Below are 24,412 nucleotides of genomic sequence, written 5' to 3'. Positions count from 1 at the left end.
GTATTTAACTATATGGCCCAGTGGTGAAAAAGTCAATGTAGATTCTGTTAAGAATGTAAACAAAAAAAAGATCCTTAAAAAGGATCAAGCGACACTTCAAGCTGAAGATCCAGCGGCTCGCGGCTGTATATCTCCCCATTGATTTCTTTAGCAGGGACGCAGCCTGCTTTCCGGTAAAAATGCTGCGTTTCCGCGGAAGGATGTGCGCCAATATACATTTTTTCAGCACCCATTTGTTTGGCATATATACAGGCAAGTTTAAAAAGCTCTAGACCTGTCCCTCTGCCCCGCGCTTCATGTGAGACATGGATATAGGACAGTTCAAGATAGTGCCGGCGTCTGCCGAATTTCTTTCCTTCAACCGCTGCAAAACCAATCATTCGCTCTGCCAGGAAGGCGCCAATGACAGTTCCTCCAGCCTGCACGCATTGCTTCAGGGATTGAATGACTTCTTTCTTTTTTTCGAGGTCCCAATCATCGGTAAAAGAATCTTCCTTTACCCTGAATTGTCCATTTTCCTCGTACCATACCCGGTCGGTTTTCTGATACCGGACAAATTGATCGAGCAGGCCTGGTTTAATCTCTTCTTCAATAAAGCTTCTGTACAGGATGGACATGAATGATTCCTCAATATTGTTTAATTTGTTCAGAGAAGGCAATGCTTGCTTTTCTTCTTGATTTTCTGATCTGCGAGCGCTCATCACCGGAGGCGAACAAGTATTTTTCCTCATCAGATTCCGGGAAGACAGCCGGGACTTCTTTTGGCCGGCCATTTTCGTCAAGTGAGACGAACGTGATAAAGCTTGTCGCTGCGACCTTTGACTTCCCGCTTTTTAAATCTTCTGCCGTTACTTTTACAAACACTTCCATCGATGATCTTCCAGTAAACGTCACAAATGATTCAAGATGCACCGCATCTGCCGGACGGATCGGGTGCAGAAAATCAACCGAATCCATGGAGGCCGTGACGCATTCTGTTCTGCAGTGCTTGGATGCTGAAATGGATGCTACAACATCGATATAGGCCATCAGCTTTCCTCCAAACAAGGTCTGATGATTGTTTGTATCCGGAGGCAGCACGCGGTTTGTCTGAAAAACGCGTGACTCTGAACATGGTTTTGGAGGCAGTTTAGCCATTGATTAATCTCCTTTATGTAAAGAATTCTTTCTTTCTACTAGACCGAACCCGATGCCTGCAGGGTCTGTTGCATACGCAAGATAAAAGTCATCAAATTCCATCTTTTCTCTGACGATTACAGCACCATTCCTTTTAGCAGCGGCAAGTGTCTGATCAATTGAATCTACTTCTATCTGAATTCTTGTTCCATGAGGAAAATCCTCCGGTCCTTTGCTGATTGAACCCCGTTCTGTCTTTACCTGTCTGTAATCCCAGACTGGCTCGCCAACATCCCATCCGAACACCGACTCGTAAAATGCTGCCGCTTTTTCCGGATGTTTGCTGCTTAATTCAAAACCGACCACACTTCCCATATGATTAATTCCCCCTTTTCCAACACCCATATTCTAACATATCTTAAGGCGTTTTTTAGCTCGTAAAAAAGGTTTCAATCGTATTACATCTCGTTACAACTGCCCCATAAGGTTTCTTTTTCAATTCATTTCCTTTATAATGCGCACTAGATGATTTTTTTTTAGAAAAAATTATACTTCTAGCTTAAAGGAAGGAGATCGATGATGAAAAAATTAATGTTTTCACTCATAACAGGTCTGATGGCCGTTGTTTTAGCCGCATGCGGAGGCAACGAAGAAAGCAAAGAGGCTAAAACGGAAGATAAAGCAAAAACAGCCGAAACCGATCAGCAGAAGGAACAGCAAAAGCAAATGGAAGAAATGCAGAAAAAATTAGAAAAACAGCAAGTGGATGAAAAGAAGACGGTCGCTCTCGTTAACGACGAAAAGATTCTTGGAAAAGACTACAACAGCGTTCTTCAGGCAACTCAAGGACAAATGCAGCAAATGGGACAGGATCCAACGTCCAAAGAAGCTGCCGAACAAGTAAAAAAGCAGACGCTTGACAGCTTAGTCGGACAAACCCTTCTTATGCAGGAAGCCGACAAAAAAGGCTACAAAGCATCTGATGAAGACGTAAAAAAACAGCTTGATGAAACGAAAAAACAATTCAAAACAGAAAAAGAATTTGAAGCAGCACTCAAAAAATCAGGCATGGACATGAAAACCCTTGAGTCTCAGATTGCTGATGACATCAAATTCAGACAGTATATCGAAAAAGAAGTGCCTGCCGGCGAAATCTCTGATGAAGAGATCCAAAAAACGTACGACCAGTACGCAGAGCAAGGAAAAGCAGCTAAGCAGGAAGTACCTAAGCTTGAAGAAGTAAAACCTCAAATCGAGCAATCTCTCAAACAGCAAAAACAACAGGAACTTCTGGCTCAAAAAGTAGAAGAACTGAAGAAAAACGCTAAAATTGATCTTAAGATTTAATGAAGAGACCCCCGCTGATATGTAAGCGGGGGTTGTTTTGTGATTAGACAGTCTGAGGACCAGTTAGCCCGGTACGATTTGATTGACGGAAACTTTAAAGCACTATCCCAAGTTTTCCATGAAGGAATTCTGGAATAACTGAGAGGATTCAACGATCGCAACCCCTTTTGAACACATGTACTTTAAAGACTTCTCTTTCCTTGCATCACTCATGCTTGCTATTGCATCTTTTACAACTGCTGCAGTGAATTGCCTGTGGATGGAATCGAGTGCAGTTGCAGCTACACATGCTTCTGCAAACAAACCAACAATCACTAAGTGTTTAATTCTGTTAGCCGTTAAATAGGCAACAAGCTCCGGATTGCTTAACGCACTTGATTTGCTTTTCGAAAAATAACAATCCTTCACCCTCAGAAGCCTCTCATCCAGCTCAGCACCCTCGCTCCCTTTTAATGCTGATTTTTTCGTTAAAAAATTGGCCATGAATTGTTTTGGTTCATATTCATTGCCAATATACACTACAGGTATTTTTTTATGATCAGCTTTCTCCACAATGTCATTTACATTCTCCAACATCGGTTCTATTTGATGTGCTGCTGCGGGCATTCGAGCTTTTTGGCCGATAAAGCCCTTTTGAATATCAAGTACTAGAATAGCTGTATTCATTCATTCGCTCTCCCTTGTTTGATTAGTGGCATTAGCTTTGAGATTTCTCTGCTTGGGGGTTCCCTTCTGGTGAATAAGTGCCATCAACTCTGAGATCTCTCTGCTTGAGGGTTCTACTCTTCTGGATAAGTGTCATCAACTCTGTGATTTCTCCGCTTGAGGGTTCCTTTCTGCTGGATAAGTACCATCAACTCTAAGATTTCTCTGCTTGGGGGTTCCCTTCTGGTGAATAAGTGCCATCAACTCTGAGATCTCTCTGCTTGAGGGTTCTACTCTTCTGGATAAGTGTCATCAACTCTGTGATTTCTCCGCTTGAGGGTTCCATTCTCCCGGATAAGTGCCATCAACTCTGTGATTGCACTGCTTGAGGGTTCCATTCTCCCGGATAAGTGCCATCAACTCTGTGATTGCAATGCTTGAGGGTTCCATTCTCCCGGGTAAGTGCCATCAACTCTGTGATTGCTCTGCTTGAGGGTTCTATTCTCCCGGATAAGTGCCATCAACTCTGAGATCTCTCCGCCTGATGGCACTACTCTTCCTGATTTGTGACCTTCACGCCATGGAATACTTCACGAAGGACACAATCATTCCTGTTCTGTGACCTTCACGCCTTGGAACACTTCACCAAGGGCACAATCCTTCCTGATTTGTGACCTTCACGCCTTGGAACACTTCACCAAGGGCACATTCCTTCCTGATTTGTGACCTTCACGCCTTGCTACACTTCACGAAGGGCACAATCCTTCCTGTTCTGTGACCTTCACGCCAAGGAATACTTCACGAAGGGCACAATCCGGCCGTTTTTTTGACCTTCACGCCCTGAAACACTTCACGAAGGACACAATTCTACCGGACAAGTGCCATCAACTCTCAAGTCAGAAAGTGCTCCGTTTAAAATTTCAGCAACATCAATGAATCTGCTTTTCAAACAGCATATACCGGTCGCTGAACTTTGCCATTCTGCTTATCAGCAGCAAATTCACAAGGAGCAGGCCTAGTCCGATTAAAAACGTGACTCCAGACCCTACTAAAAAGAGCCCGCTTGCCTGACCGGCCATCATTGCGACTACAGGCAGGACAATGATCCCGCCGATGTTCTGCGCTTCCTGATACGTCTTCACCCGTGAAGAGATTAGCACGTTCAGCAGGACTGTCAGCAGGGAAACCATCGGAGACAGCCAGAAAATAAGAACGAGCCAGTTGGCGGACGGGAAAATCATTTGTCTGTACAGCTGATAGCCGAGACTGTTGATAATGATCCCGCTTAGAACAAAACTTGCAAACGATACAAGCAGCGAAGGCAAGAATGATCCAATGATCTTGCTCACAAACAGCGTTTTGACAGACACTGGCGAAAACAGGAGACTTTCAAGTGTTCTGCGCTCTTTCTCTCCAACAAAACTGTTCGCTGCGACAACGCTTGCTGTGATAATTGGAACGAGAAGAAAAAGAGACGGCAGCATGTAATTTAAAAATAAAAAGACAAACTGCTGTTCAACTGTTTCAAAAGCAATGCTTTCCCGGTTCAGCTGGGTCATGAAGCTCGTAATCATCCTCTCCGCGTCACTGCCGGCAAGTTCCTCAAGATCTAAAAAGAGAGCGGCAGAGAGAATGGCTGCAGGGATGACGCTTGAGAAAAGAACAGGGATAATGATCAGTACGGCAAACAGGTTCTTGCTGCGGATAATGTCTCTCAGGTCTTTTTTAATGATGGCCTTCATGATTGTGCTGTTCATTGTGCATCTCCCTTACTTTAAAATAGATGGCCTCAAGTCCGCTGTTTACCATCTCAGCTGAATAAATGGAATGCTTTTTTAAAAGTTCCCTCAGCAGCCCTGAAATGTGTTCTTTAGAAGGAAGAGTGAATACCGCTTCTCCCGGTTTCAGCTGGTCAAAAGGAAAACTTGCTGCATCCCTTTGAATCATGACCGGCTCCGTTACCACTTTTACTTTGATCTCATTCAGGTATTTACCTGCTAGCTCTAATGCCGTGCCCTGTTCAACAATCGTCCGGTTTTCAAGGAACGCAAAAGAGTCGCAGACAGGTTCAAGCTGATGAAGAACATGGGAACAGATGATGATGGTTGTTCCTGTTTCTTTGTTGTACTTTTTCAAATAGGAAAGGACCATTTTGATGCCGTCCGGATCCAAACCATTTGTTGGTTCATCTAAATAAAGAAGCTTTGGTTTATGCAGGAGTGCTTTCGCCAGCGCCAGACGTTTTTTCATGCCTGTGCTGTAGGTACCTGCCGGTTTGTCTTTATGTTCTGCAAGATCAAAAAGCTCAAGCAGCTCTCCTGTTCTTGCTTTTTCTTTTACACCGTATAAGTCAGCAAAGAACGAGAGATTCTCCTGTCCGCTTAGCTGGTGATAAAGGCCGGCACTTTCTGTCACAACACCTGACAGCTTCCTGATTTCATCTCCGCTTGAGGCAGGATCATGGCCAAAAATGGAGATTTCACCGCTGTCAGGCTTGATGACTCCATTCAGTATCCGGATAAACGTCGTCTTTCCCGCTCCGTTAGGACCGAGCAGTCCGATAATCCGTCCTTCTTCCGCTTTAAAATTCACACCATTCAGCACTGAGTGACTGCCAAATGATTTTGATACATCCGTGACCTTAATCATATCTGTCAATCTCCTTTTCTTCCCTTAGTAGAACAGCGGAATGAACAGCAGCTGCATGGAAATATGGGCAAACATATGAGAAATAATTGCGTATTCGAATCCATTTTTCCAATACAGATAGCCGAAAAAAATTCCCCCGATGCCATTAAGCAAAAAGCTTCTGAACACGATTAACCCTGTAAGCTCGCCGAACAGAACGAATGTAAAGGGCAAATGCAGCGCAGCAAATCCCAAAGCAGCAATGAGGATCGCTGCCCAGTATACGGTCTTACCTGATGTTCTGAAAATCTTGCCGAATCCCCATACAAGAAAGGAGACAAAAAACAGGCGGAGAAGAGTTTCTTCAAAAACGCCTCCCCCTGCTATACCCGCAGCCAAACCGAGCCATGAAAATTCAGGACTGAACTCATTTAATTGCAGAATGCGATTTTCAAAATAAAAACGATCCGAAGCAACAATAAGAAACCCTGTTATTCCACCAAAGATGACAGCAAGCACAAAAGGTTTACCCGCAAACGATTTCTTTTGCCCTTTTTCAAAAAAAGACTGCAGAATGTCAAACGAAAAACCCGTTTTGCGCGCAAGGTTAAACCCGGCCCAGGCTAACAGGAAACTCATTAAAAACAGCTGCGCGGAAAAAGCCAGAGACATAATCCCCACCTGCATATCCGCTGTCATTTTTTCAAATTCGCTTTGCGGCAGCGCTGATTTTAAGGACTCTAATTGGTACGGCAGCAGTAAAAAACCTGCTCCAAAACATATGACTCCGATAAACAATGCTAGCTTTACGTCCAATTTTCTCATGTGATCCCCCCCCAATGGCTGCTATTCAGGTATGACAATTGTCGCGATGTTTCTGCTTTTTCGTTCAGGTGAAGGCTCGTTTTTCATTGCCTTCAAAACGATCTTCCCGATTTCCTGGGCTGTTTCCATAAACTCCTCGTCGGAGAGGTGAACATTTGCCACCCTGTAGGTCACACCATCCTTTACTAAATCAGGGTTTTCCTTCTCCAAATAAGCTTCATACATCCCCATTAAATGAGTGGTAAAATGCATAAACATTTCAAGATGCTCCTCTTTTGTCAGATTAAGCAAATCCTCATGGGACTGAATAGCAGGTTCATTCAGTGCATACACTTTCTCAACTGTTCCTCTAATCTGATTTTCCTGGACCACTGAAAGAATGTTTGCTTCGAGAAGCTTCTTCAGATGTCTGTATAACGTAGCCTGCGGAACATCTTCCACCCTCTCAGCGAGCTGCTGTACCGTCATTGTCTTTCCATTCAAAAGGGACTGAACAATTTTTAACCGGACAGGATGAAGGATCAGGTCCATTTTTTTCTTCATTTTTATAACCCTCCAACTTTTATTATCACTTTTAATAATAATATACATAATGATAATAATCAACTGATGTTTCTTCCATTTTTATCTTTTTAATCAATAATGAAACCATTATAATGATAGAAAAATGAAGAGAGTTGAATCCTTTGATTTCATTTTTCAGCACATCCTATGAACAAAATCCCTTCACTTTATTTTCTCCCGCTCATCTAGGAGGACTCTGTTTTCTGCTCTTCCTGCTTGCTTGCATGTATGGTATACGGAAAACCTTTCTTCATAAGGGATGGAACTTAGGATTTAGACTTTTGCTTGCAGGAACCGGAGTGCTGTTTGAAGCAGCCTACCACATCTGGCTCCTATGGAATGGAAGGTGGAACGCCGCCTATACCCTGCCGCTTGAACTGTGCAGCATGAGTCTGTTTTTGTGCATCATCCTGCTGATCACCAAAAACAGAAGTATTTTTGAAATCGTTTACTTTATCGGAATTGCAGGCGCAGGACTTGCCCTCCTGACTCCTGAACTCAATTACAGTTTCCCTCATCTGCGTTATTTTCATTTTTTCCTGACCCACTCGGTTATCATGATGACCTGTTTCTTTTTTGTATGGACGGAGGGATATCGGGTCACGTTTACGTCCGTTTTCAAAACGATGGGCTTTCTGAATTTGGCCGCTGTCTGTATCTTTTTCATCAATCGCGCACTTGGCGGAAATTATATGTTCCTTTCGCAAAAGCCGGTGAATCCTACTTTGATTGATTTCCTTGGTCCGTATCCGTGGTATATTCTGTCGCTGGAGGCTGTTGCGTTTTGCCTGTTTATGCTTCTTGCCCTCCCGTTTTACACTGCCAAAATGAAAGACAGCAAGGCAGAAAGATCTATATAAGAACAAAAGCGCAAGCGCCTTGGTCAGATCCGATAGGCAGATAAGAATCTGTCAGAAAAGTCCGGGTTTGACTTTTTTGACAGATTTGTTCTGACAGAGGATCTTGGCGGTTACGCTTGCCGATGATAACTTTGTTATATGATCCACAACCCTCTACTCTTTATAATTTCCTTAATGATAAAAAAGAGAAGTGACCGAAATCACTTCTCTTCTGTATGCTTAAGCACATCCTCTATTACATCAAGCGCATCCTCTTCTGAAAAATCACTGCTCAGTAAAAATTCAAAACTGTAGGATCCTCCCTCTGCATTGAAGGATACTAAAAGAAATTTATCTTCAAGTTTGTTGTATTGAACGTTTTCACCATCCACAACCCTGCTCTCATCTTCATCTATATCAAGCTTATAAGAGCTGTAGGTAAGTCTGAATTTTGGTTCACCGCTGTAAGGACCGTAAAAAAGCTTGGAATCTGCCGAATCAGGCGACTTTTTCTCCTCTTTTTCCAGCTCCCCAATCTCAGATGCATAGGTCAGTTCCAGATCCTTCTTTCCGTTCTTTATTTCCGCCGGCGGGTAAAAAACTTCGGCATATACCACCGGATACTCATCAAATTCCGGGACATAAATGTCTCTTCCGAATTCTTTTTGAATATCACTCTTTACGTCTTTCGGCACGGCATTTGCCTCAAGCGAACATCCTCCCGAAAGCAGTGCAGCGGCAACAACAAACAATGCGCTAAGTTTTTTCATGTTTCGTCCCCCTTTTTTAAGTAATACGATCAGTGGATCCATAAGTTTCAATTTTTTAACATTTATTTACAAGGATGCCTGTTGGTTAAGAACACTCGCTTCGACTTTTCTTTCCATTTCTTTTTTCACCAGAAAAAGAACCGGAATTCCTGATAGGGTCACAAGCATGAGACAGCTGAAGACGGCCGCAGGGCTGCTCAACCCGTACGCATCAAGCAGGATTCCGCCGATCCAGGGGCCGATGACATTTCCAAGCTGGGTAAAGCCCATAGCTCCAAAATACGTTCCCTTCATCTCAGGGTTTGACAGTTCATCGATGAGGACGTCCATCATGGAGAAGAGAAGAACCTCTCCTACAGTAAACAAGATGACTACAAGTGCAATCAGCCAGATGCTGTGGGCGAATGCAAAACTGAAAAGACTGATGCCGACCAGCATATTCCCAAGAATAATAGAAAAAATGGGAGGATGTTTTTTTGCAACTCTTACAATCGGATACTGGATCACCAGCACTGTCACGGCATTTAGCGACAGCAGGATTGAAAATGTTTTAGCCCCGTCTTTAATGTCAGGCGACATGGCAAAGAATTGAGGCAGTGTCGAGGTCAGCTGTGAAAATCCGGTGATGCACAGGATGATGCCGACCAGGGATAAAAGCAGCAAGTTATCCTTTCTAGTCACCTGCACAGCTTCTTTAAATGAGATCCGCACAGCTTTCTTCGTTTCCGTTTTATGTGATGTTTTCATGAACGTAATCAGAAGGGATAATCCGTATAGGGCATAAATAATGGCGGCTATAAAAAAAGGCGACGTTGTTTTTGACGAACCCAAATAAATACCGAGCAGCGGTCCGAAGACGACCCCCACATTGATTGCGGCGTATCTTAAATTAAAAATAAGAAGCCTGTTTTTCTGTTCTGTCAGATCGGATAAAAGGGCTCTTGAGGTTGGTTCAAATACGGAACGGCATACTCCGTTCAGCGCATTCATGATGAAAAAAGCAAGAACTGTGTCCGCAGCGCCAAAGCCGATAAAAACGAAGACCCAGCCGAAAATAGATGTGATCAGCACTTTTTTCCTGCCCAGTTTGTCTGACAAATATCCGCCATAGAAGCTTGATAAAATACCTGCCAGCGAGCTTACGGCAATAATGGTTCCGGTCATAGCGGCCGATACGCCCTTCACCTGCGTTAAATAGATTGCTAAAAATGGAAGACTCATAGATGTTGCCATGCGCCCGAAAATGGTTCCGATCAGGATGTTCCAGCCAAGCGGATGGACGTGTTTAAGCTGATTCATTTTGGTTCCTCCGTCCTGTAATAAGAGAAAGTTTACCACAATTTCACAGTTTTTGAATCCTTAAATGGAACGAAGATTCTCATTCTTAAGTAGGAGATTGTATGTCCGGTATCGAATCGTTCTGAGAAAGGGTTTTCATTTTTAAAGGAGGAATGAGGATGTCAGAACGTTATCCCGTATTAGAAGGCGCAGAACCATTTTACTTTGAAGGAAATTCAATAGGTATTCTCGTATCACACGGATTTACCGGCTCCACCCAAAGCATGCGTCCGCTCGGCGAGGCTTATGCAAAAGCAGGATACACGGTTTGCGGTCCGAGGCTGAAAGGCCATGGCACGCACTATGAGGAAATGGAAGGAACCACTTATGAGGATTGGACTGCTTCTGTAGAAGAAGGCTACCAGTGGCTTAAAGACCGCTGCAACACTATTTTCGTCACCGGCCTGTCCATGGGCGGCACCCTGACACTCTATCTTGCCCAAAAACATCCGGAAATTAAAGCGATTATCCCGATCAATGCAGCAGTTGACATCCCGACAATGGCAGGCGCCCAGCAGATTCAGGCCCGTTTTCTTGATGCCATCGGATCGGATATCAAAAATCCTGCTGTTACCGAGCTTGCGTACGATAAAACACCGGTTCAATCAATAAAAGAAATTAATAAGCTTATGGCGCTGGTAAGACAAAACTTACATGAAATCAAATGCCCGGCACTCGTTTTTGTATCAACAGAGGACCATGTTGTTCCGCCGGATAACTCCAGACTCATCATGGATGAAATCTTGTCCGAGCATAAAAAAATGATTGTACTTGAAAACAGCTACCATGTGGCAACACTTGACCATGATCAGCAGATCATTATTGATCAGACGCTTGAGTTTATCGAGCATGTACTGAATCAGACGGCTGTATAATCTGGCCGGCTTTGCCGGCAGAAGTTGGCATCTTGTTTTTTTATGCCCCTTCGCTTCGCTCCGGCTGCGCTGAAGGGTTATTTCCTGCTGCATTATAGCCCTTCAGTTCACTTCGGTTTAGCTGAAGGGCTATTTGTCGCTGTCTTATTGACCTTCGGTTCACTTCGGTTTAGCTGAAGGGCTATTTCCTGCTGTTTTATTGCCCTTCCCATCTCTCCCGCTCGGCTGAAAGGACATTTCCTGCTGTCTTATTGCCCTTCCCATCTCTCCGGCCGGGCTGAAGGGTTATTTCCTGCTGCCTTATTGCCCTTCAGTTCACTCCGGTTTGGCTGAAGGGCTATTTGTTGCTGTCTTATTGACCTTCAGTTCACTTCGGTTTAGCTGAAGGGCTATTTCCTGCTGTTTTATTGCCCTTCCCATCTCTCCCGCTCGGCTGAAAGGACATTTCCTGCTGTCTTATTGCCCTTCCCATCTCTCCGGCCGGGCTGAAGGGACATTTCCTCCAGATCCATTTCAGATACGCATTTTCATTTCCGTTTTCAGGAAGCCGGAGGTACAATATCTTTAGAAGGAGTGATACAAACATGGAAATCATTATAGGTATTATCTGTTTTCTCATTTATCTCAAGATCGGCAGTCTGATTCCATTTGAAGGGGAATTGCCGCTGTTGACCAAAATCCTTTTATTGATTTTCTGGCTTCCGCTTTTTATCTACATGACGATCGGCATCAACGTCAAAAAAGACTTTAAAGGAATTCAGTTTGATCAAAAGGGGCGGATACGATTTTTTCAGAAGAAATAAAGATTCATAACAAAACAGAAATAGAGGTTTTAATCTATGGAATGGCTGTACAATTTTCTTTTTAGTGCTGTTTTTGCGGTTTACTTATTCATAAAAGCTCCGAAATACAATAAAAACAGGTGGCTGTGGGCGGTACTTGGTTATTTCTTAACCATTTTCGCTCTATGTATTTTCTTTATCCAGACCGGCAGAAAAAGTCTTGGATGGATTCTCTTCAGCATCATTGCGCTGCTGCTGATTGTTGGAGCACTTCTTGTCTTTGGGATCCTGTATTTTTTCGGATCACTTAAAGGGTAAAAACCAGCAAGCTCAATCATACCTGAGCTTGCCGGATCCTCTTAAACCCACGCTCTTCCAGCACCATAACTTTGAACGTGACCCCCTCTTTCTCAAACCTTACCGCTTCTTTAAATCCCGCTTTCTCATAAATGCGCGAAGCACGCTCATTAAAGCAGGCCACCGTCAGCCGGAGCGGGGTATTAGGAAAGCCTGCTCTTGCCTGATTGAGAATAAAGGCAAAAAATGCAGATCCCTGCCCTTTTCCGGTTAAGCGGGGATTCATGCCAAGGCCGATATCGATCATGTTTGCTGAATAGATTTGAGACATGTATCTGCTTGGAACCTGAGCCGTGATGCCGAAACAGAAAAAGCCTGCTGTCTCCCCCGCTCTGTTCTTCATTGCATAGTAGGGATGTGTCAGCATTCCATGAATGTTCTCTTCGCTTACTTCCATGTTATAAAAGTCGTACGGTGCCTCATAGCGCCACCCCAGAATGTCAACAGCCGTTTGGCGGTCCACTTTTTCAATTAAAACATCCATATTACGCTTCCCCCGTCCGAACTCTTGGTTTTAATGAAGTTCTTATACCATCAGTCTATTTTACTGCTTTACAGAGAATGACGGACTCTGTATAAAAAGCGAAAAGACCAGCCGTCTTCCCGGTTGGTCTTTTCGCCTCACCCTCAATACTCTTTAAATATCGGCTCCATTTCAAATGAAAAGCTGATTTCCTTCTCGTTCACCTGATAGTTTTCAGCAAGCGCCGGTCCGCATGCTCCTGAGCCGACACCGCTCATTTTGTAATCAATATAAACCCATGTTCTGCTGTCGTCCAGCTTCAATTTATGATCATGTGACGCCTTGGTCAAATTATCAAGAGCATAGCCGGAGACATTAAAGGAAAAGCTCTTGTTTGAAGAAAACTTCAGACCCATTCCGAGTTCATTGGACACAATTGCCCAGTCTGTCCCGTACCGTGAGCCGTTCTCCTGCGGATAAATGTAATGCTCGTGCATGCTTTGAACGGTTGTGAGATACCTGCCTTTTCGTACGGATGACTTCATATCGATATAGCTTTCGTGAGGACCGTATCCAAAATACTCTACTTCATCGTTTTCTTTTGGCATCGGGATTTCAAGGCCAAATCTCGGAAGATAAGGACTATCCCCGTTTACATCAGCCTCACAGGTAACGGCAATGGCTCCGCTGCTGTGCACCTTCCAGGTTGCTGTTCCTTTTACTACCGGAAAACGGCTGAATGCGCTTAATGAAAAATGGACCTGGAGTTCAATCAATCTTTCATCTTTCTGCACAATTTCCGCCTTGTAGATGTGCGTAGTCAGCTTGTCAAAGCCATGCTTCTTCCACTCTTCTATAATAGGTGCGTCATTATCAATCGGCGCCCTCCAAACCGTAAAGGACGGAATTCCCGCAAGGCATTCATAGTCATTGAGCGACAACTTTTCAAATTGTCCCGATTCCAGGTTGAAGACATAGGTAAAATCAAGACCTGTAATTACAAGTTTATTGCCGTTTCTTTCAGTTTTTAGAGGATGCTTTCTTTTTCGTTTTTCCGAAACCTGCCTGATGACCGGCAGCTGAAACTGTTCAAACCCAAGTTCATGGCCTTTTCCAGCCCAAAGGGTCGTCTTTTTCTGAAGGAGGGAAACGGTCAGGTAATAGCTGCTGACTGATGTTTCCGGAATGTCGTAAGGAATCTGAATGACTTTTGACGCTTTCGGGTCAAGGTCCAGATCATAAATGACATCCTGCTGAACCACTTCACCGTCCCGTTCCACCATCCATTGAATTTCATAGTCTGAGAGATTAGTAAAGTCGAACAGGTTCGTTACTTCAACCAATCCCTCTTCGGCGCTCTTCATTGTAAAACGGACCGGTTTATACACGGCCTTTATTTCCTTCAGGCCGGTTGAAGGGGTTCTGTCCGGCTTAACGAGTCCATCTATGCAGAAATTTCCATCGTGAATACTCTCGCCGAAATCCCCGCCATAGGCATATGACACATTTCCTCTGGCGTCTGTCCTGCTGATTCCATGGTCATTCCATTCCCAGATGCATCCTCCCATGAGCTTTGGATACTTGTAAATCAGCTCCCAATAGTCCGCCGCATCTCCAGGACCGTTTCCCATGGCATGCGAGTATTCGCATAGGAACATCGGCTTTGTCTTGCTTTCATTTTTGGCATATTCCTCTACATACTGAAGTGTCGGGTACATTCTGCTTTCCATATCAAGAGCTTCTGTATTTTCATGCCCTTGGTATCCTTCTGCCGCACTTTCGTAATGTGTGAGCCTTGTTGTATCTCTTTTCTTTGCCCATTCCGCCATTTTAATATGATTGATTCCGTATCCTGCCTCATTTCCGAGTGACCAAATGATGACAGAAGGATTGTTTTTGTCTCTCTCGACAAGCCTTTCCATGCGGTCCAAAAAGGCAGCCTGCCAGTTCTCCTGTTTACTGAGCCAGTGAATATCACCCGCTTCTCCTGCACCGTGGCATTCAAGATCAGCTTCATCAATGACATAAAAACCAAGCTGATCGCAAAGGGTCAAAAATCTTGGATCATTCGGATAGTGCGAAGCCCTGACGGTGTTCATATTATGTTTTTTCATGAGCAGCAAATCTTTTTTCATATGATTCAGAGGGATTGTATGGCCTAGTTTCGGATGAGAATCATGGCGGTTCACACCCTTTAATTTGACTGCTTCATTATTAATCTTAAAGACTCCGTCTTCGATTGTGATCCGCCTGAACCCGACGTGAAAGTGAAGGACTTCCTCCCCGCTTTTTACATACAGATCATACAGTTCAGGGTTTTCGGCATTCCAGAGAACCGGACTGTCCACAGTCATGCTTAATGATTCAGTTCCATTTATTTCCCTGGCTATATGACAGACCGTTTCTCCTCTTTCATCTTTCAGCAGAACCTCTGCATGGCAGCGTCCCTTCGCCGTTAGATCGATTTGAAGCTCTCCCTGAGTGAGGTCTTCTAACAAGACAGCCCTGCTGAACACATCCTGTATGCGGGATACATCCCGGCTGAGCAAGTATACGTCTCTGAAGATTCCGGTATATCTCCACATGTCCTGGTCTTCAAGGTAACTTCCGTCGCACCACTTCAGGACCACGGCTGTCAGTCTGTTTTTTCCATCTTTCAGATAAGGGGTGATGTTGAATTCGGCAGGCATTCTGCTTCCCTGGCTGTATCCGGCAAATGTCCCGTTTACATATAAATAAAAGCAAGAGCTGACTCCTTCAAAAACGATGAACTGTTCCTTGCTTTCCCTGAGTTCCGATATCTGAATATCCTTTACATAAACCCCCGCCGGATTCTCATTCGGAACGTGCGGCGGATCAAATGGAAAGGGGTATCTGACGTTCACATACTGCATCTGATCATAGCCGTTTGTCTGACAGCATGATGGAACCAGGAGGCGGTCCCAGTCCGAAACATCTGTATCACTGGAAACATGCTCATCCTTAATGCCGTTAACATTGGAAAAAAGCCTGAATTTCCATTCCCCATTTAAAAGGCGGAAGTGATTTGAAAGCTGGCGATTTCTTCTTTTCGCGCGCTCATCATGGTAGGGTATGTAATATGCTCTAGGCTTTTCACGGTTTATCTGAAGAATTTGAGGGTTTTCCCATACTTTTTCAAGGGTCATATCAGATACCTCTTTCTGCTAAAATTTGATTGACTGAAAAGAGCTATCCCCGTTATCAGCAGCGGATAGCTCTTTTCCTATTTCTTTAGAACGTGCCGGTTTCCTTTTTTCTTCAGGCAAATGCTTCTTCTTTTTTTAAATAAACAGGTTTTCCCGTTTTAGCTGATTCGTAAATGGCTTCAAGAATTTCACTCACACGGAGAGCTTCTTCCGGTTTTACAAGAGGCTCCCGGTCTTCCAAAATGGCCTCAATCCATATTCTTGCTTCTCTGTCCTGAGGTTCTTCTGTCTCCCCTTCAAAGAAAGCGACCGATCCGTCATTCAGCTCAGGTTTTTTCATGAAGAACTTTCCGAATTCTTCTCCGTTGATTCTGAGGCCGTCCTTCATATCGGCACCGCCCTCTGTCCCGCAAAGCGTTGTCTGTCCTTCGCCAATATCAAGTGTGTTTAAAGCCCAGCTTGATTCAAGTACTATGGTTGCGCCGTTTTCCATCGTGATAAAACCGAAGGCCGAGTCTTCCACTTCATACTCTTCCTGTTTCCAGGCTCCGAATATATTCGCTTCACTTGTTCGGCCGTCCCACGCTTTGTATGTATTGCCGACCACATATTTCACGTCGTAATTATTCAGCAGCCATAGAGTCAGGTCCAGTGCATGTGTACCGATATCAATGAGAGGCCCGCCGCCTTGTTCTTCTTTGTTCAAAAAGATTCCCCAGGTCGGCACTGCCCGCCTTCTGACCGCATGTGCTTTTGCGTAATAAACGTTTCCAAGCTGGCCCGATTCGCAGATTTTCTTTAAATGCATGCTGTCATCCCGGTATCTGTTCTGATAGCCGACCGTCAGTTTTTTTCCGGTTCTTTTTGCTGCCTCTACCATCGCTCTTGCCTCATCAGCCGTTTTTGCCATTGGCTTTTCGCACATCACATGTTTACCGGACTCAAGGGCATCAATCGTGATATAAGAATGCGATTTATTTGGCGTGCAGACATGCACAACATCCAGCTCTTCTTTTAAAAGCTCTTGATAATCCGTAAACACTTTCGCCCCGGCTGTTCCGAACGTTTCAGCAGCGTCTTGCGCACGGCTTTCAACCAGATCGCAAAAAGCAGTGAGTTCCACATTTTTTTGTTTTGAAAGAGCAGGGAGGTGCTTTTGAGTTCCAATCCCCCCGCATCCAATGATTCCAACCTTAAGAATTTTGTTTGACATCGTTTTTTCCTCCAGTTCAATTATGATTCCAGCGTTTTCAGCCTTTTACAGAAGAGCCAAGCGCTCCCTCTTTCAGCTGCCTTGCAAAAATAAAGGTGAAGATAATAATCGGAATAACGGAAGCGATCGAAATGCCCATCAGGAAATTCTGTTTGATTGCCTGGGATTCGCTCATGTTGAAGATCGCCACATTCAAGGTCCAGAGTGAAGCCTGCTTTGTTGAAATAAAATACCAGAAGAAATCGGACCAGCCTGCAATAAACGCCTGAATGGCAATAAGCGAAATGATTGGTTTTGAGATCGGCATGCAGATTTTTGTAAAGATATAGAATTCTCCTGCACCGTCCATTCTTGCCGCCTCAAACAGGCTGTGCGGGATTCTCTGGAAAAAGGCCTTGTACAGGAGAATATAAAACGGTGACGGCACGAGCCATGGAACGAGCATCGCCCAATAGTTGTCATACATTCCCGCATTCTTCATGAGAATGAGCTGGGGCACCATAATACTGACGAACGGAATCATCATCGTGATCAGGAAAAACATCGTCACGGCGTCTGATGTTCTTTTCTTCAGAAGTCTCGCAAGCGGGTAGGCTGTCAGGGCCGGCAGGAATACCTGGCACAAAATCGCCCATACCGTTGTCAGAAACGTATTGAAGGCGAAGGCGAACAGTCCGTATTTCGCGACGGCTTCTGAATCACTGAACATGTATTTAGGCAGAGCAAAGTAGTAGGCATATTTTTCAATGACCTGCACCCACGAATACGTCACCCCTACATTCGCAAGCTCGCCTTTCAGGGGATATTTCTCTTTAAAATTTTCACTCACCGCCTTGACCAGAGCGGAGTCGTTTTGACTTTTCTCTATGTTTTTCCCCTGTATGCCTCCAGGGTCAAATTCATAGCCTATATTTTTCATAAACTGCTTGTAGCGGTCTTTTCCAAGGAGAACTTTTGGCGTCGGGTTTGTTCGTTTGTAAACTCCATAATCATTTTCAAGTGCTAACTTAGACGTATGGGCCTCGGAAAGGAAGATGACTTTACCATCCATTTTCCCGATAAAATCAATCTCTGTAATTCCTTCTTTTCTCTGTTCGATAAAGGTTGAGAAAATTGCCAGAGTCGCATCCTGAAGAATGGCATCTTCTAAATTGCTTTCATTTTTAAGGGACGCAAGGTCCACTTCCAGCACTACATTTTTCCCCTTCTCAGGTAGGAACTGCGGCTTTGGTTTATAGATTGAAAATTCATCCTGCAGTGAAATGCTGAGCGCATAAAACAATGGAAAAAGAAGAGCCGCTATCATGATGACCGTTGCACTTACCGTTGCATAGTGTGTCCATTTTCGCTTTTTCATTTGGCCCTCCTTTTAGTCCGCATCCGTTTTGCTGACTTTCAGCTGAATGAGTGTAATGATGGCAATGATGAGAAGCAAGACAGTTGATAATGCGCTGCCCTGTCCGTACTGGAATTGTTCATTGAACAGCTTGTAGATGTTCAGACCCAGTGAGTTCGATGCCCCTGCAGGGCCGCCGTTTGTAAACTGGAAAATGACATCCATAATCTGAAATGTTCCGATGACAGTCATGATCAGCTGAACAAGTATGATAAATTTGATATTTGGCAGAATGATATATCTGACTTTTTTCCATCCTGAACAGCCGTCAAGCTCCGCTGCTTCATAAATATCTTTCGGGACTCCAAGAATAGCCGCATAATACAGAAGCACGGATAACCCTCCGCCAAGTATTCCCGGAATCACGATGCACAGTTTGACAAGTTCAGGGTCGCTGAGCCACGCCTGGTTTTCAAGCCCGAACAAGCCGAATATGTAGTTTGCCACGCCATATTCCGGATTCCAGATCCATCTCCAGATGACAATAATGACTGTACCCGGAATAACCGCCGGAAGGATATACAATGTTGAAAACCAGTTTTTCAGTTTTTTGCTTCTGATCTCATTTAAGATGACTGCCTGAATGATTGGAACCGGGAAACATAACAGCAGGGTGAGTCCGAGATAGACTAGTGTATTTCCGAACGTTATGCCGAAATCCGGAGCCGTAAAGAGATTGATATAGTTCTGCAGGCCAACAAATTCCCCCGGCATGTCCTGCACAGTGACATTAAAGAAAGACCATGTGACGCTCGTGCCGATCGTGACGTATTTAAGCAACAGAGTTGCTAAAATACCAGGCAGCAGAAAGAGCCATGGAACCAGCCGCTTATTTGTGATGAATTCTCTTTTGTTTCGCTTCTTTGCCGCTAGCAGATTCTTGTTCAGTTGAAGCGGCTGCTCAGGTGCAGTTGGCACCATTTCTGTATTGGACAAAGCGTGCAAATTTCCACCGTCTCTTGTTTTTGACAAGCCCCCACCCCGTTTCTTTAGTTCAGCTGCTGTGAGTTAATTCTTTGATAACTCTAGTATAGGAGTAAAAGAAAACGCTTACAATGACGCCGTTTTAAGATTTGGTGCTCATTTTAAAGGTATACAAAACAGCGAAAAAAAACGAAACAGCCGGACCTGTTTGGCCCGGCTGTGCTTTTACTTAATGGTTTTGTTGTACTCTGGTATTGCCTGTTTATTGGCTTCTTTTTCAGCTTCTGCAAACACTTTTTCGATGTCGAGATCTGTGTCTACAAACATTTTCTGCACGGCCTGGTCAATAAACTGCGATACAACCGATGACCCGTAGCATGATAACTTTCCGTTTGCTGACGAGTTTTCCATCGCCTGCAGAATATCCGGAGCTGTATCTGCAAAATACTTATCTGTATCAATATCTGTACGAGGAAGGGTATTCGTTAAGCTGAAGCCCTGATCCTGGAAGTATTCAATCTTTCCTTCATAGAACTTTTTGCTTGAAGCAAGTTCATAATACTTTGTCAAAGCGTCAATTTTTTCCTCAGGTACTTTTGAATGAATAACATAAGCTGAGCCGCCTACCTGTGTAGGGTTTACTCCCGCCGGTCCTTCCGGAATAGGAAGAACGCCAAAATCATCAGGGTTCATGCCAAGCTGTACAAACTTCTTCACATCATCAATGCCGTGATAAATGATCGATGCTTTGCCGGAAGCAAAGTCCTGCTGAAGCTGATCAAGCTTGCTTGACATATCAGTCTGAATGGATTTGCTTTCTTTCAGATCACGGTAAAACTGTGCTGCTTTGATAACTGCAGGATCTGTAAACGTTGGAATCAGTTCCCCGTCAGGACCTGCTTTCGTCAAATCCCCGCCGGCTCCCCATACAAACATATTAAACCACCAGTCAGCCCATTGGCCCCAGTTTAAAGCAAACCCGTACTGCCCGTCTTCAGGCTTTGTCAATTTTTCAGACGTTTTCATCAAATCTTCCCATGTCCAGGATTCAGGAGGAGTGATGCCTGCAGCTTCAAAGTTTTTCTTATTGTAGAAAAAGCCCATCGCATATTCTCCTGCAGGAAGGGCATAACGGCTGCCGTTCAACTTGAATTTCTCCACCATGTCCTTGTTGATGTTTTTGTAGTCATCCCAGCCGTCAAAAAACTCATCCATCGGACGAAGCGCACCTGCATAAGCAAACTTTTCAATCTCTCCGTATGCAAGAATCAATACGTCTGGAGCCGTTCCTGACATCATGGCCGCCATCAGCTCGCCGCCTTCGCCCTCAGGCATTGTGACCAGTTTAATCGGATGCTCCGGATAAAGCTCATTGTACTCATCGACAACGGACTGCTCGTACTCGTCAAGACCATCTGGACCTACCCAGTATGTAAGCTCAAATCCTCCGTTTTTACCGCTGCTTTTTTTGCTGTCTGCTGATCCCGAAGTTCCATTAGAACAGCCGGCGAGGCCAGCTGCAAGCAATAGTACAGCAGCCAAAATCATGATGATCCCCTTTTTCTTCAATACGTTCATCCCCCATTCCACCCCTTATAAACGTTGATACTCCAATTATAAGAAGGTGAGAAAGCGCTTACAATGGCACAAATTTAAGATTTAGTCCTCATTTTTAACGTTGTTGATCTGCGGATATTTTCAGGAAAGGCTGTTCCTGTATTCCTTGGGTGTCATTCCTGTGAACAGTTTAAACACCTTTGAAAAGTGCTTTGAACTTTCATAGCCTACTAAACTGCTGACATCGTATATCCTGAGCGACAAATCTTTTAAGAGAATTTTCGCCTTTTCCATTCTTACTTTAGAGATGTAGTGCAGGATGTTTTCACCTGTTTTATCTTTAAACAAAGCACTTAAATACGCAGGATGAACATAGACAACCTCTGCGAGCCTCTGCAGGCTGAGTTCATCCCCGAAATGGTCATGAATGTATTTTTTCACATGATGAATGATGGCATGAGACGAATCATTTTGTGAGCGCTGCAGAGACTGATGAAGCTTTTTGATAAAGGACTCAAGGTACTCCATCACCTCTCCTGCCGTCTGTTTCTTTAAAACGGTGTACATAAATTCCCGTTCCATTTCACCGGTAATTGAATCAATGTGAGACCTGCTTTCAAGAAACTCTCTGACAAGTCTTAAAAGCTCCATGCTGATATCGTAAAAAATACTCCTGTCTTCGCTGTTAATTCGTGCATTTTCTTCAATCATGCCCCTGACATACTCCTGAAGATCACTGAATTCCCCGTGATTTAAAAAGGCAATGATCTTTTCCTTTGCTTCTTCAGGCATATAGATATTCATCTTTTGCTTCTCCATTGCCTCATAATCTATGAATTTTTCATCTTCAAGATAGTACCTGTAGGTGATGGCTTCCCCTGCCTCTCTGTATGATTGAGCAATTTTTTCAAGAGAGTCATAGCTGTTTCCTATTCCGGCGGAGACTTTCACGCCGAAGTTCTTATCAAGCTCCTCCAAATGACCGGCAAGCTTTTGAATAATGCGGTCTTTGGAATCTGAAGAGGCGAATATGGCAAGTTCAGACAGTCTGTTATTGAAAAGATAACAATAAGGGTGCGCTGAAATCATTTTCTGCAGAGAAGCTTCTATTTCTTCTTTGGAAAGAGAAATGGAATGCAGGTTAGTGATGTAGAGCCTGATGACTGTAAATGACTTCCCTCCGAATAACATGGACATTTCATCCAGTTTTGAATACGTCAGATCATAATGATTGGAAACAAGCTGATTCAGCAGCTGGCTGATCCGTGCGTTCCGGTAAAGCTTATGATTAATCATGTTCATCTTTTCTTTCGTGACAACATCTCTTAGTTTTTCGAAGGTTTCCTGCAATTCATCAAATTGAACCGGTTTTGTCAGATAATCAAAAACTCCAAGTTTAAACGCTTCTTTCGCATAATTAAATTCTCCGTGTCCGCTCAGCAGCACAAATTTCAGCTGTTCATTCTGTTTTGCCGATTCCCGGACAAGATCAATTCCGTTTTTTTCATCCATGACGATGTCAGTCAGCACCACATCTGCTTCATTTGATTCAAGAAAATGAAGCGCATCTTCAGCAGAAGCAAGCGTCTGAACCGCTTCAAACCCCATGCTTTTCCAGTCAACGAATTCTCTTAAGCCATCCCTCACAATTTTGTCATCATCGACAATGACTACTTTCAGCATGCGTCTTCCTCCTCTTTCAGTTGTTCTTAATAATGGGCAGCATGATTGAAACTTTTAGTTTTTCGTCATTTGATAAGCTTACTTTAATGCCGTATTCCTCTCCGAAAAGCAGACGTATTCGGTCATGAATGTTTACAAGGCCGATGCTCCCTTTTTCATGTTCCGGTTTCATGAGCTTATTTTGAATGTGCTCTGCTCTTTCTCTTGTGATTGATTTGCCGTTGTTACTGAACTCAATATAGAGAGCACCCTTTTCTTCTCTCATTATCAAATTGATTATTCCATTCTCGGATTGATGGATTTTCCCATGAATGATAGCGTTCTCAACTATCGGCTGAAAAATAAATTTCGGGATGTGCCAGTGAGCAATTTCCTCCGGCTCCATTTTTTTCTGTAGCGAGATTTCAGTATCATGCAGCAGAGAAAGAATGCCGATATACTGTTCTATGTGCGCAAGCTCCTCATGAACCTTTACCAAGCCTTCATCTATTGAAATGTTATACCTGAGAAGCTTGGCAAATCCGCCGATTGTACTGCTGACAGGTCCTGCTCCATTTTCCAGGCGCATGGTTTTCCATCTGATAATATCAAGTGTGTTGTAGATAAAATGAGGATTGATCTGCATCTGCAGTGCTTTAAGCTCTGCTTCCTTTCTTTTCAATTTTTCGCTGTGATGCAGTTTTTCGATTTCAAGTTCTTTTTGTACAGCCCTGTTCACTTGCTTGACCATTGTGAGAAATTGTCTTCCCGCACTTCCAATCTCATCCTGATACGGATCATCGTACACCGTCACCACATTGTGCTCCCCAAAGCTTTTCATGGATTGCACAAGTTTTTTCAGCGGATTGTAAATGGTGGAGGTAACAAAAATACAAATGCCGGCTGACAGGATCAGGGCTATCGTAGTAAGCAGGAGAATGCGGTTTCTGATTGTATGGGCATCCGCCATTAAATCGTCAACATTCAACAAACTGATTACCTTCCAGTCCCTTACACCGAGCTGGTCATATACAGCAATCCTGTTTCCTTTCTCAAGGGAAAATTCAGCGACCCCTGCATCTTCTGAATAAATGCGTTCCCAAATCTCTTCCGGATAATAGAGGAATGAATAATGATTGCTTAACGATGAAATAATGCCTTTTTGATCCGCAATGTACAAATCCTGATTAAACTGCTTTTTAAAATCCATCGATCCTGTTAAAAATGAGATGTCCACATTTAAAATCAGCAGACCAAGATATTCTTTTGAATCGGAAAGAACAGGGGTGGTTATGGTGAGATAGTTTCCAAGAGATATGTTTTTGCCCGTATAATAAACACCGGTTTCCCTTATCGTATTGTGAAAGGCCGGCTGATAGGGGATGGACGTTCCCCTTTTGTATACTTGTGATTCTCCAAATTTTGCAGCATCAGCAATACGGGCACCTCTTTCCTCTCCCTCTATCGAGCGCTGAACATATTCATTCTCCCCCGTAACAATTTGCGCATTTTTCACATAAGGATTGGAAAAAAAAGAATACAGTTTATCATTGATTTCAGCTTCCTTTTCCCGAAATTCTTCCGATTCCGGCTCCAGTGCTTCAGCTGCCTTTAAGGCGGCAGAAGTCTCCTGAGCAAACTCGGCTGCATCTGACATGTATGAATCAAGTTCTTTATTGATCAGCCTTTTAACGGCTTCAACATTCTGCGAAACATAATTGATATTTGTTTCATAGATCCTGTCTTCGACAACATCATAAACAACCGTAATAATCACCGTGCTGAAAATGATAATGACCAGGAAAAAAGCAAGTAAAAGCCTGTGAAAAATAGAAAGGCTGCGAACCTTTCCTGTTAGTGTGTTTGTCCGATTTTGAGGATTTTTGATAGTCTTCATAATTTAATAGTACCAATTTTCCTGAAGAATGACAGATGAATTGAGCC

Annotated in this window: 23 protein-coding genes; 5 read left to right on the top strand and 18 right to left on the bottom strand. The window is 43.7% G+C overall.

The features are described from left to right. Positions 1-74: 74 nt before the first annotated feature. Genes ACTSEZ_RS01250 through ACTSEZ_RS01240 form a run of 3 tightly spaced genes read right to left on the bottom strand, consistent with a single transcriptional unit; the run spans position 75 to position 1,491 of the window. Positions 75-617, bottom strand: coding sequence for a GNAT family N-acetyltransferase (locus tag ACTSEZ_RS01250; RefSeq protein ID WP_369732349.1), 543 nt, complete (start codon positions 615-617; stop codon positions 75-77). A gap of 10 nt (positions 618-627) precedes the next feature. Beyond that, positions 628-1,137 (bottom strand): acyl-CoA thioesterase, encoded by a 510-nt coding sequence (locus ACTSEZ_RS01245; RefSeq protein WP_203289803.1) that lies wholly within the window; start codon positions 1,135-1,137, stop codon positions 628-630. A gap of 3 nt (positions 1,138-1,140) precedes the next feature. Next, a complete protein-coding gene (locus ACTSEZ_RS01240) occupies positions 1,141-1,491 on the bottom strand; it encodes a VOC family protein (RefSeq protein WP_369732347.1) in 351 nt (116 codons plus the stop codon). A gap of 204 nt (positions 1,492-1,695) precedes the next feature. Here ACTSEZ_RS01240 and ACTSEZ_RS01235 point away from each other — a divergent pair, with 204 nt between their 5' ends. Beyond that, a complete protein-coding gene (locus tag ACTSEZ_RS01235) occupies positions 1,696-2,463 on the top strand; it encodes a SurA N-terminal domain-containing protein (protein ID WP_369732346.1) in 768 nt (255 codons plus the stop codon). 102 nt (positions 2,464-2,565) lie between these two features. Here ACTSEZ_RS01235 and ACTSEZ_RS01230 read toward each other — a convergent pair whose 3' ends face one another. The 5 genes from ACTSEZ_RS01230 to ACTSEZ_RS01210 form a co-directional block, all read right to left on the bottom strand. Next, positions 2,566-3,129 carry a cysteine hydrolase family protein gene (locus tag ACTSEZ_RS01230; protein WP_369732345.1) on the bottom strand — a complete coding sequence of 188 codons (564 nt, stop codon included), beginning with the start codon at positions 3,127-3,129 and terminating at the stop codon, positions 2,566-2,568. A gap of 908 nt (positions 3,130-4,037) precedes the next feature. Then, positions 4,038-4,865 (bottom strand): ABC transporter permease subunit, encoded by an 828-nt coding sequence (locus tag ACTSEZ_RS01225; RefSeq protein ID WP_369732344.1) that lies wholly within the window; start codon positions 4,863-4,865, stop codon positions 4,038-4,040. Next, positions 4,834-5,757, bottom strand: coding sequence for an ABC transporter ATP-binding protein (locus tag ACTSEZ_RS01220; RefSeq protein ID WP_369732342.1), 924 nt, complete (start codon positions 5,755-5,757; stop codon positions 4,834-4,836). The genes ACTSEZ_RS01225 and ACTSEZ_RS01220 overlap by 32 nt, the downstream gene beginning before the upstream one ends. Before the next feature lie 24 nt (positions 5,758-5,781). Continuing rightward, entirely contained in the window at positions 5,782-6,561 is a 780-nt protein-coding gene (locus ACTSEZ_RS01215) for a CPBP family glutamic-type intramembrane protease (protein WP_369732341.1), read from the bottom strand. A gap of 21 nt (positions 6,562-6,582) precedes the next feature. Further along, positions 6,583-7,104 (bottom strand): helix-turn-helix domain-containing protein, encoded by a 522-nt coding sequence (locus ACTSEZ_RS01210; protein ID WP_369732340.1) that lies wholly within the window; start codon positions 7,102-7,104, stop codon positions 6,583-6,585. Between the two features lie 134 nt (positions 7,105-7,238). Here ACTSEZ_RS01210 and ACTSEZ_RS01205 point away from each other — a divergent pair, with 134 nt between their 5' ends. After that, entirely contained in the window at positions 7,239-7,985 is a 747-nt protein-coding gene (locus ACTSEZ_RS01205; protein ID WP_369732339.1) for a YwaF family protein, read from the top strand. Between the two features lie 200 nt (positions 7,986-8,185). Here the strand turns inward: ACTSEZ_RS01205 and ACTSEZ_RS01200 are convergent, their stop codons facing one another. Further along, positions 8,186-8,734: a hypothetical protein gene (locus ACTSEZ_RS01200; RefSeq protein ID WP_369732338.1), complete on the bottom strand. Its 549-nt coding sequence runs from the start codon at positions 8,732-8,734 to the stop codon at positions 8,186-8,188. Positions 8,735-8,800: 66 nt separating this feature from the next. Beyond that, positions 8,801-10,033, bottom strand: a complete 1,233-nt coding sequence (locus ACTSEZ_RS01195; protein WP_369732337.1) for an MDR family MFS transporter — start codon at positions 10,031-10,033, stop codon at positions 8,801-8,803. A gap of 158 nt (positions 10,034-10,191) precedes the next feature. Between ACTSEZ_RS01195 and ACTSEZ_RS01190 the strand changes: the two genes are divergently transcribed. From ACTSEZ_RS01190 to ACTSEZ_RS01180, 3 genes are all read left to right on the top strand, one after another. Further along, a complete protein-coding gene (locus ACTSEZ_RS01190; RefSeq protein ID WP_369732336.1) occupies positions 10,192-10,947 on the top strand; it encodes an alpha/beta hydrolase in 756 nt (251 codons plus the stop codon). Positions 10,948-11,531: 584 nt separating this feature from the next. Further along, positions 11,532-11,750 carry a hypothetical protein gene (locus tag ACTSEZ_RS01185; RefSeq protein WP_369732335.1) on the top strand — a complete coding sequence of 73 codons (219 nt, stop codon included), beginning with the start codon at positions 11,532-11,534 and terminating at the stop codon, positions 11,748-11,750. Positions 11,751-11,786: 36 nt separating this feature from the next. After that, positions 11,787-12,047, top strand: coding sequence for a hypothetical protein (locus ACTSEZ_RS01180; RefSeq protein ID WP_369732333.1), 261 nt, complete (start codon positions 11,787-11,789; stop codon positions 12,045-12,047). A gap of 16 nt (positions 12,048-12,063) precedes the next feature. On the opposite strand, the gene ACTSEZ_RS01175 is transcribed toward ACTSEZ_RS01180, so the two are convergent. The 8 genes from ACTSEZ_RS01175 to ACTSEZ_RS01140 all read right to left on the bottom strand — a co-directional run bounded on the left by ACTSEZ_RS01175 (position 12,064) and on the right by ACTSEZ_RS01140 (position 24,365). Next, on the bottom strand, positions 12,064-12,570 hold the full coding sequence (locus ACTSEZ_RS01175; RefSeq protein ID WP_369732332.1) for a GNAT family N-acetyltransferase: 507 nt from the start codon (positions 12,568-12,570) through the stop codon (positions 12,064-12,066). A 143-nt stretch (positions 12,571-12,713) separates the two neighbouring features. Continuing rightward, entirely contained in the window at positions 12,714-15,716 is a 3,003-nt protein-coding gene (locus ACTSEZ_RS01170) for a glycoside hydrolase family 2 TIM barrel-domain containing protein (protein ID WP_369732330.1), read from the bottom strand. A 112-nt stretch (positions 15,717-15,828) separates the two neighbouring features. Next, the gene (locus tag ACTSEZ_RS01165) at positions 15,829-16,929 is read right to left on the bottom strand and encodes a Gfo/Idh/MocA family protein (RefSeq protein WP_369732329.1); all 1,101 of its coding nucleotides are present in this window, start codon (positions 16,927-16,929) and stop codon (positions 15,829-15,831) included. A gap of 37 nt (positions 16,930-16,966) precedes the next feature. Continuing rightward, positions 16,967-18,286: a carbohydrate ABC transporter permease gene (locus ACTSEZ_RS01160; protein ID WP_369732328.1), complete on the bottom strand. Its 1,320-nt coding sequence runs from the start codon at positions 18,284-18,286 to the stop codon at positions 16,967-16,969. A gap of 12 nt (positions 18,287-18,298) precedes the next feature. Beyond that, positions 18,299-19,297, bottom strand: a complete 999-nt coding sequence (locus tag ACTSEZ_RS01155) for a carbohydrate ABC transporter permease (RefSeq protein WP_369732327.1) — start codon at positions 19,295-19,297, stop codon at positions 18,299-18,301. 177 nt (positions 19,298-19,474) lie between these two features. Continuing rightward, complete coding sequence (locus ACTSEZ_RS01150; RefSeq protein WP_369732326.1) at positions 19,475-20,827, bottom strand: extracellular solute-binding protein; 1,353 nt, start codon at positions 20,825-20,827, stop codon at positions 19,475-19,477. 120 nt (positions 20,828-20,947) lie between these two features. Continuing rightward, positions 20,948-22,489, bottom strand: a complete 1,542-nt coding sequence (locus ACTSEZ_RS01145) for a response regulator (RefSeq protein WP_369732325.1) — start codon at positions 22,487-22,489, stop codon at positions 20,948-20,950. A 16-nt stretch (positions 22,490-22,505) separates the two neighbouring features. Next, a complete protein-coding gene (locus ACTSEZ_RS01140; protein WP_369732324.1) occupies positions 22,506-24,365 on the bottom strand; it encodes a sensor histidine kinase in 1,860 nt (619 codons plus the stop codon). Between the last annotated feature and the right edge of the window lie 47 nt (positions 24,366-24,412).

Origin of the sequence: Metabacillus mesotrionivorans (genome assembly GCF_052171315.1) — a bacterium.
GTDB lineage: Bacteria > Bacillota > Bacilli > Bacillales > Bacillaceae > Bacillus_P.
The sequence above is the reverse complement of the archived record's forward strand: the minus strand, read 5'-3'. Positions and strand labels throughout refer to the sequence as shown.

Coding starts and splice junctions, on each gene's coding strand:
- ACTSEZ_RS01240 (WP_369732347.1), bottom strand. CDS start 1,491: ATGGGAAGTGTGGTCGGTTTTGAATTAAGCAGCAAACATCCGGAAAAA.
- ACTSEZ_RS01175 (WP_369732332.1), bottom strand. CDS start 12,570: ATGGATGTTTTAATTGAAAAAGTGGACCGCCAAACGGCTGTTGACATT.
- ACTSEZ_RS01250 (WP_369732349.1), bottom strand. CDS start 617: ATGTCCATCCTGTACAGAAGCTTTATTGAAGAAGAGATTAAACCAGGC.
- ACTSEZ_RS01180 (WP_369732333.1), top strand. CDS start 11,787: ATGGAATGGCTGTACAATTTTCTTTTTAGTGCTGTTTTTGCGGTTTAC.
- ACTSEZ_RS01200 (WP_369732338.1), bottom strand. CDS start 8,734: ATGAAAAAACTTAGCGCATTGTTTGTTGTTGCCGCTGCACTGCTTTCG.
- ACTSEZ_RS01245 (WP_203289803.1), bottom strand. CDS start 1,137: ATGGCTAAACTGCCTCCAAAACCATGTTCAGAGTCACGCGTTTTTCAG.
- ACTSEZ_RS01190 (WP_369732336.1), top strand. CDS start 10,192: ATGTCAGAACGTTATCCCGTATTAGAAGGCGCAGAACCATTTTACTTT.
- ACTSEZ_RS01170 (WP_369732330.1), bottom strand. CDS start 15,716: ATGACCCTTGAAAAAGTATGGGAAAACCCTCAAATTCTTCAGATAAAC.
- ACTSEZ_RS01215 (WP_369732341.1), bottom strand. CDS start 6,561: ATGAGAAAATTGGACGTAAAGCTAGCATTGTTTATCGGAGTCATATGT.
- ACTSEZ_RS01210 (WP_369732340.1), bottom strand. CDS start 7,104: ATGAAGAAAAAAATGGACCTGATCCTTCATCCTGTCCGGTTAAAAATT.
- ACTSEZ_RS01145 (WP_369732325.1), bottom strand. CDS start 22,489: ATGCTGAAAGTAGTCATTGTCGATGATGACAAAATTGTGAGGGATGGC.
- ACTSEZ_RS01150 (WP_369732326.1), bottom strand. CDS start 20,827: ATGAACGTATTGAAGAAAAAGGGGATCATCATGATTTTGGCTGCTGTA.
- ACTSEZ_RS01235 (WP_369732346.1), top strand. CDS start 1,696: ATGAAAAAATTAATGTTTTCACTCATAACAGGTCTGATGGCCGTTGTT.
- ACTSEZ_RS01160 (WP_369732328.1), bottom strand. CDS start 18,286: ATGAAAAAGCGAAAATGGACACACTATGCAACGGTAAGTGCAACGGTC.
- ACTSEZ_RS01140 (WP_369732324.1), bottom strand. CDS start 24,365: ATGAAGACTATCAAAAATCCTCAAAATCGGACAAACACACTAACAGGA.
- ACTSEZ_RS01220 (WP_369732342.1), bottom strand. CDS start 5,757: ATGATTAAGGTCACGGATGTATCAAAATCATTTGGCAGTCACTCAGTG.
- ACTSEZ_RS01230 (WP_369732345.1), bottom strand. CDS start 3,129: ATGAATACAGCTATTCTAGTACTTGATATTCAAAAGGGCTTTATCGGC.
- ACTSEZ_RS01225 (WP_369732344.1), bottom strand. CDS start 4,865: ATGAACAGCACAATCATGAAGGCCATCATTAAAAAAGACCTGAGAGAC.
- ACTSEZ_RS01195 (WP_369732337.1), bottom strand. CDS start 10,033: ATGAATCAGCTTAAACACGTCCATCCGCTTGGCTGGAACATCCTGATC.
- ACTSEZ_RS01185 (WP_369732335.1), top strand. CDS start 11,532: ATGGAAATCATTATAGGTATTATCTGTTTTCTCATTTATCTCAAGATC.
- ACTSEZ_RS01165 (WP_369732329.1), bottom strand. CDS start 16,929: ATGTCAAACAAAATTCTTAAGGTTGGAATCATTGGATGCGGGGGGATT.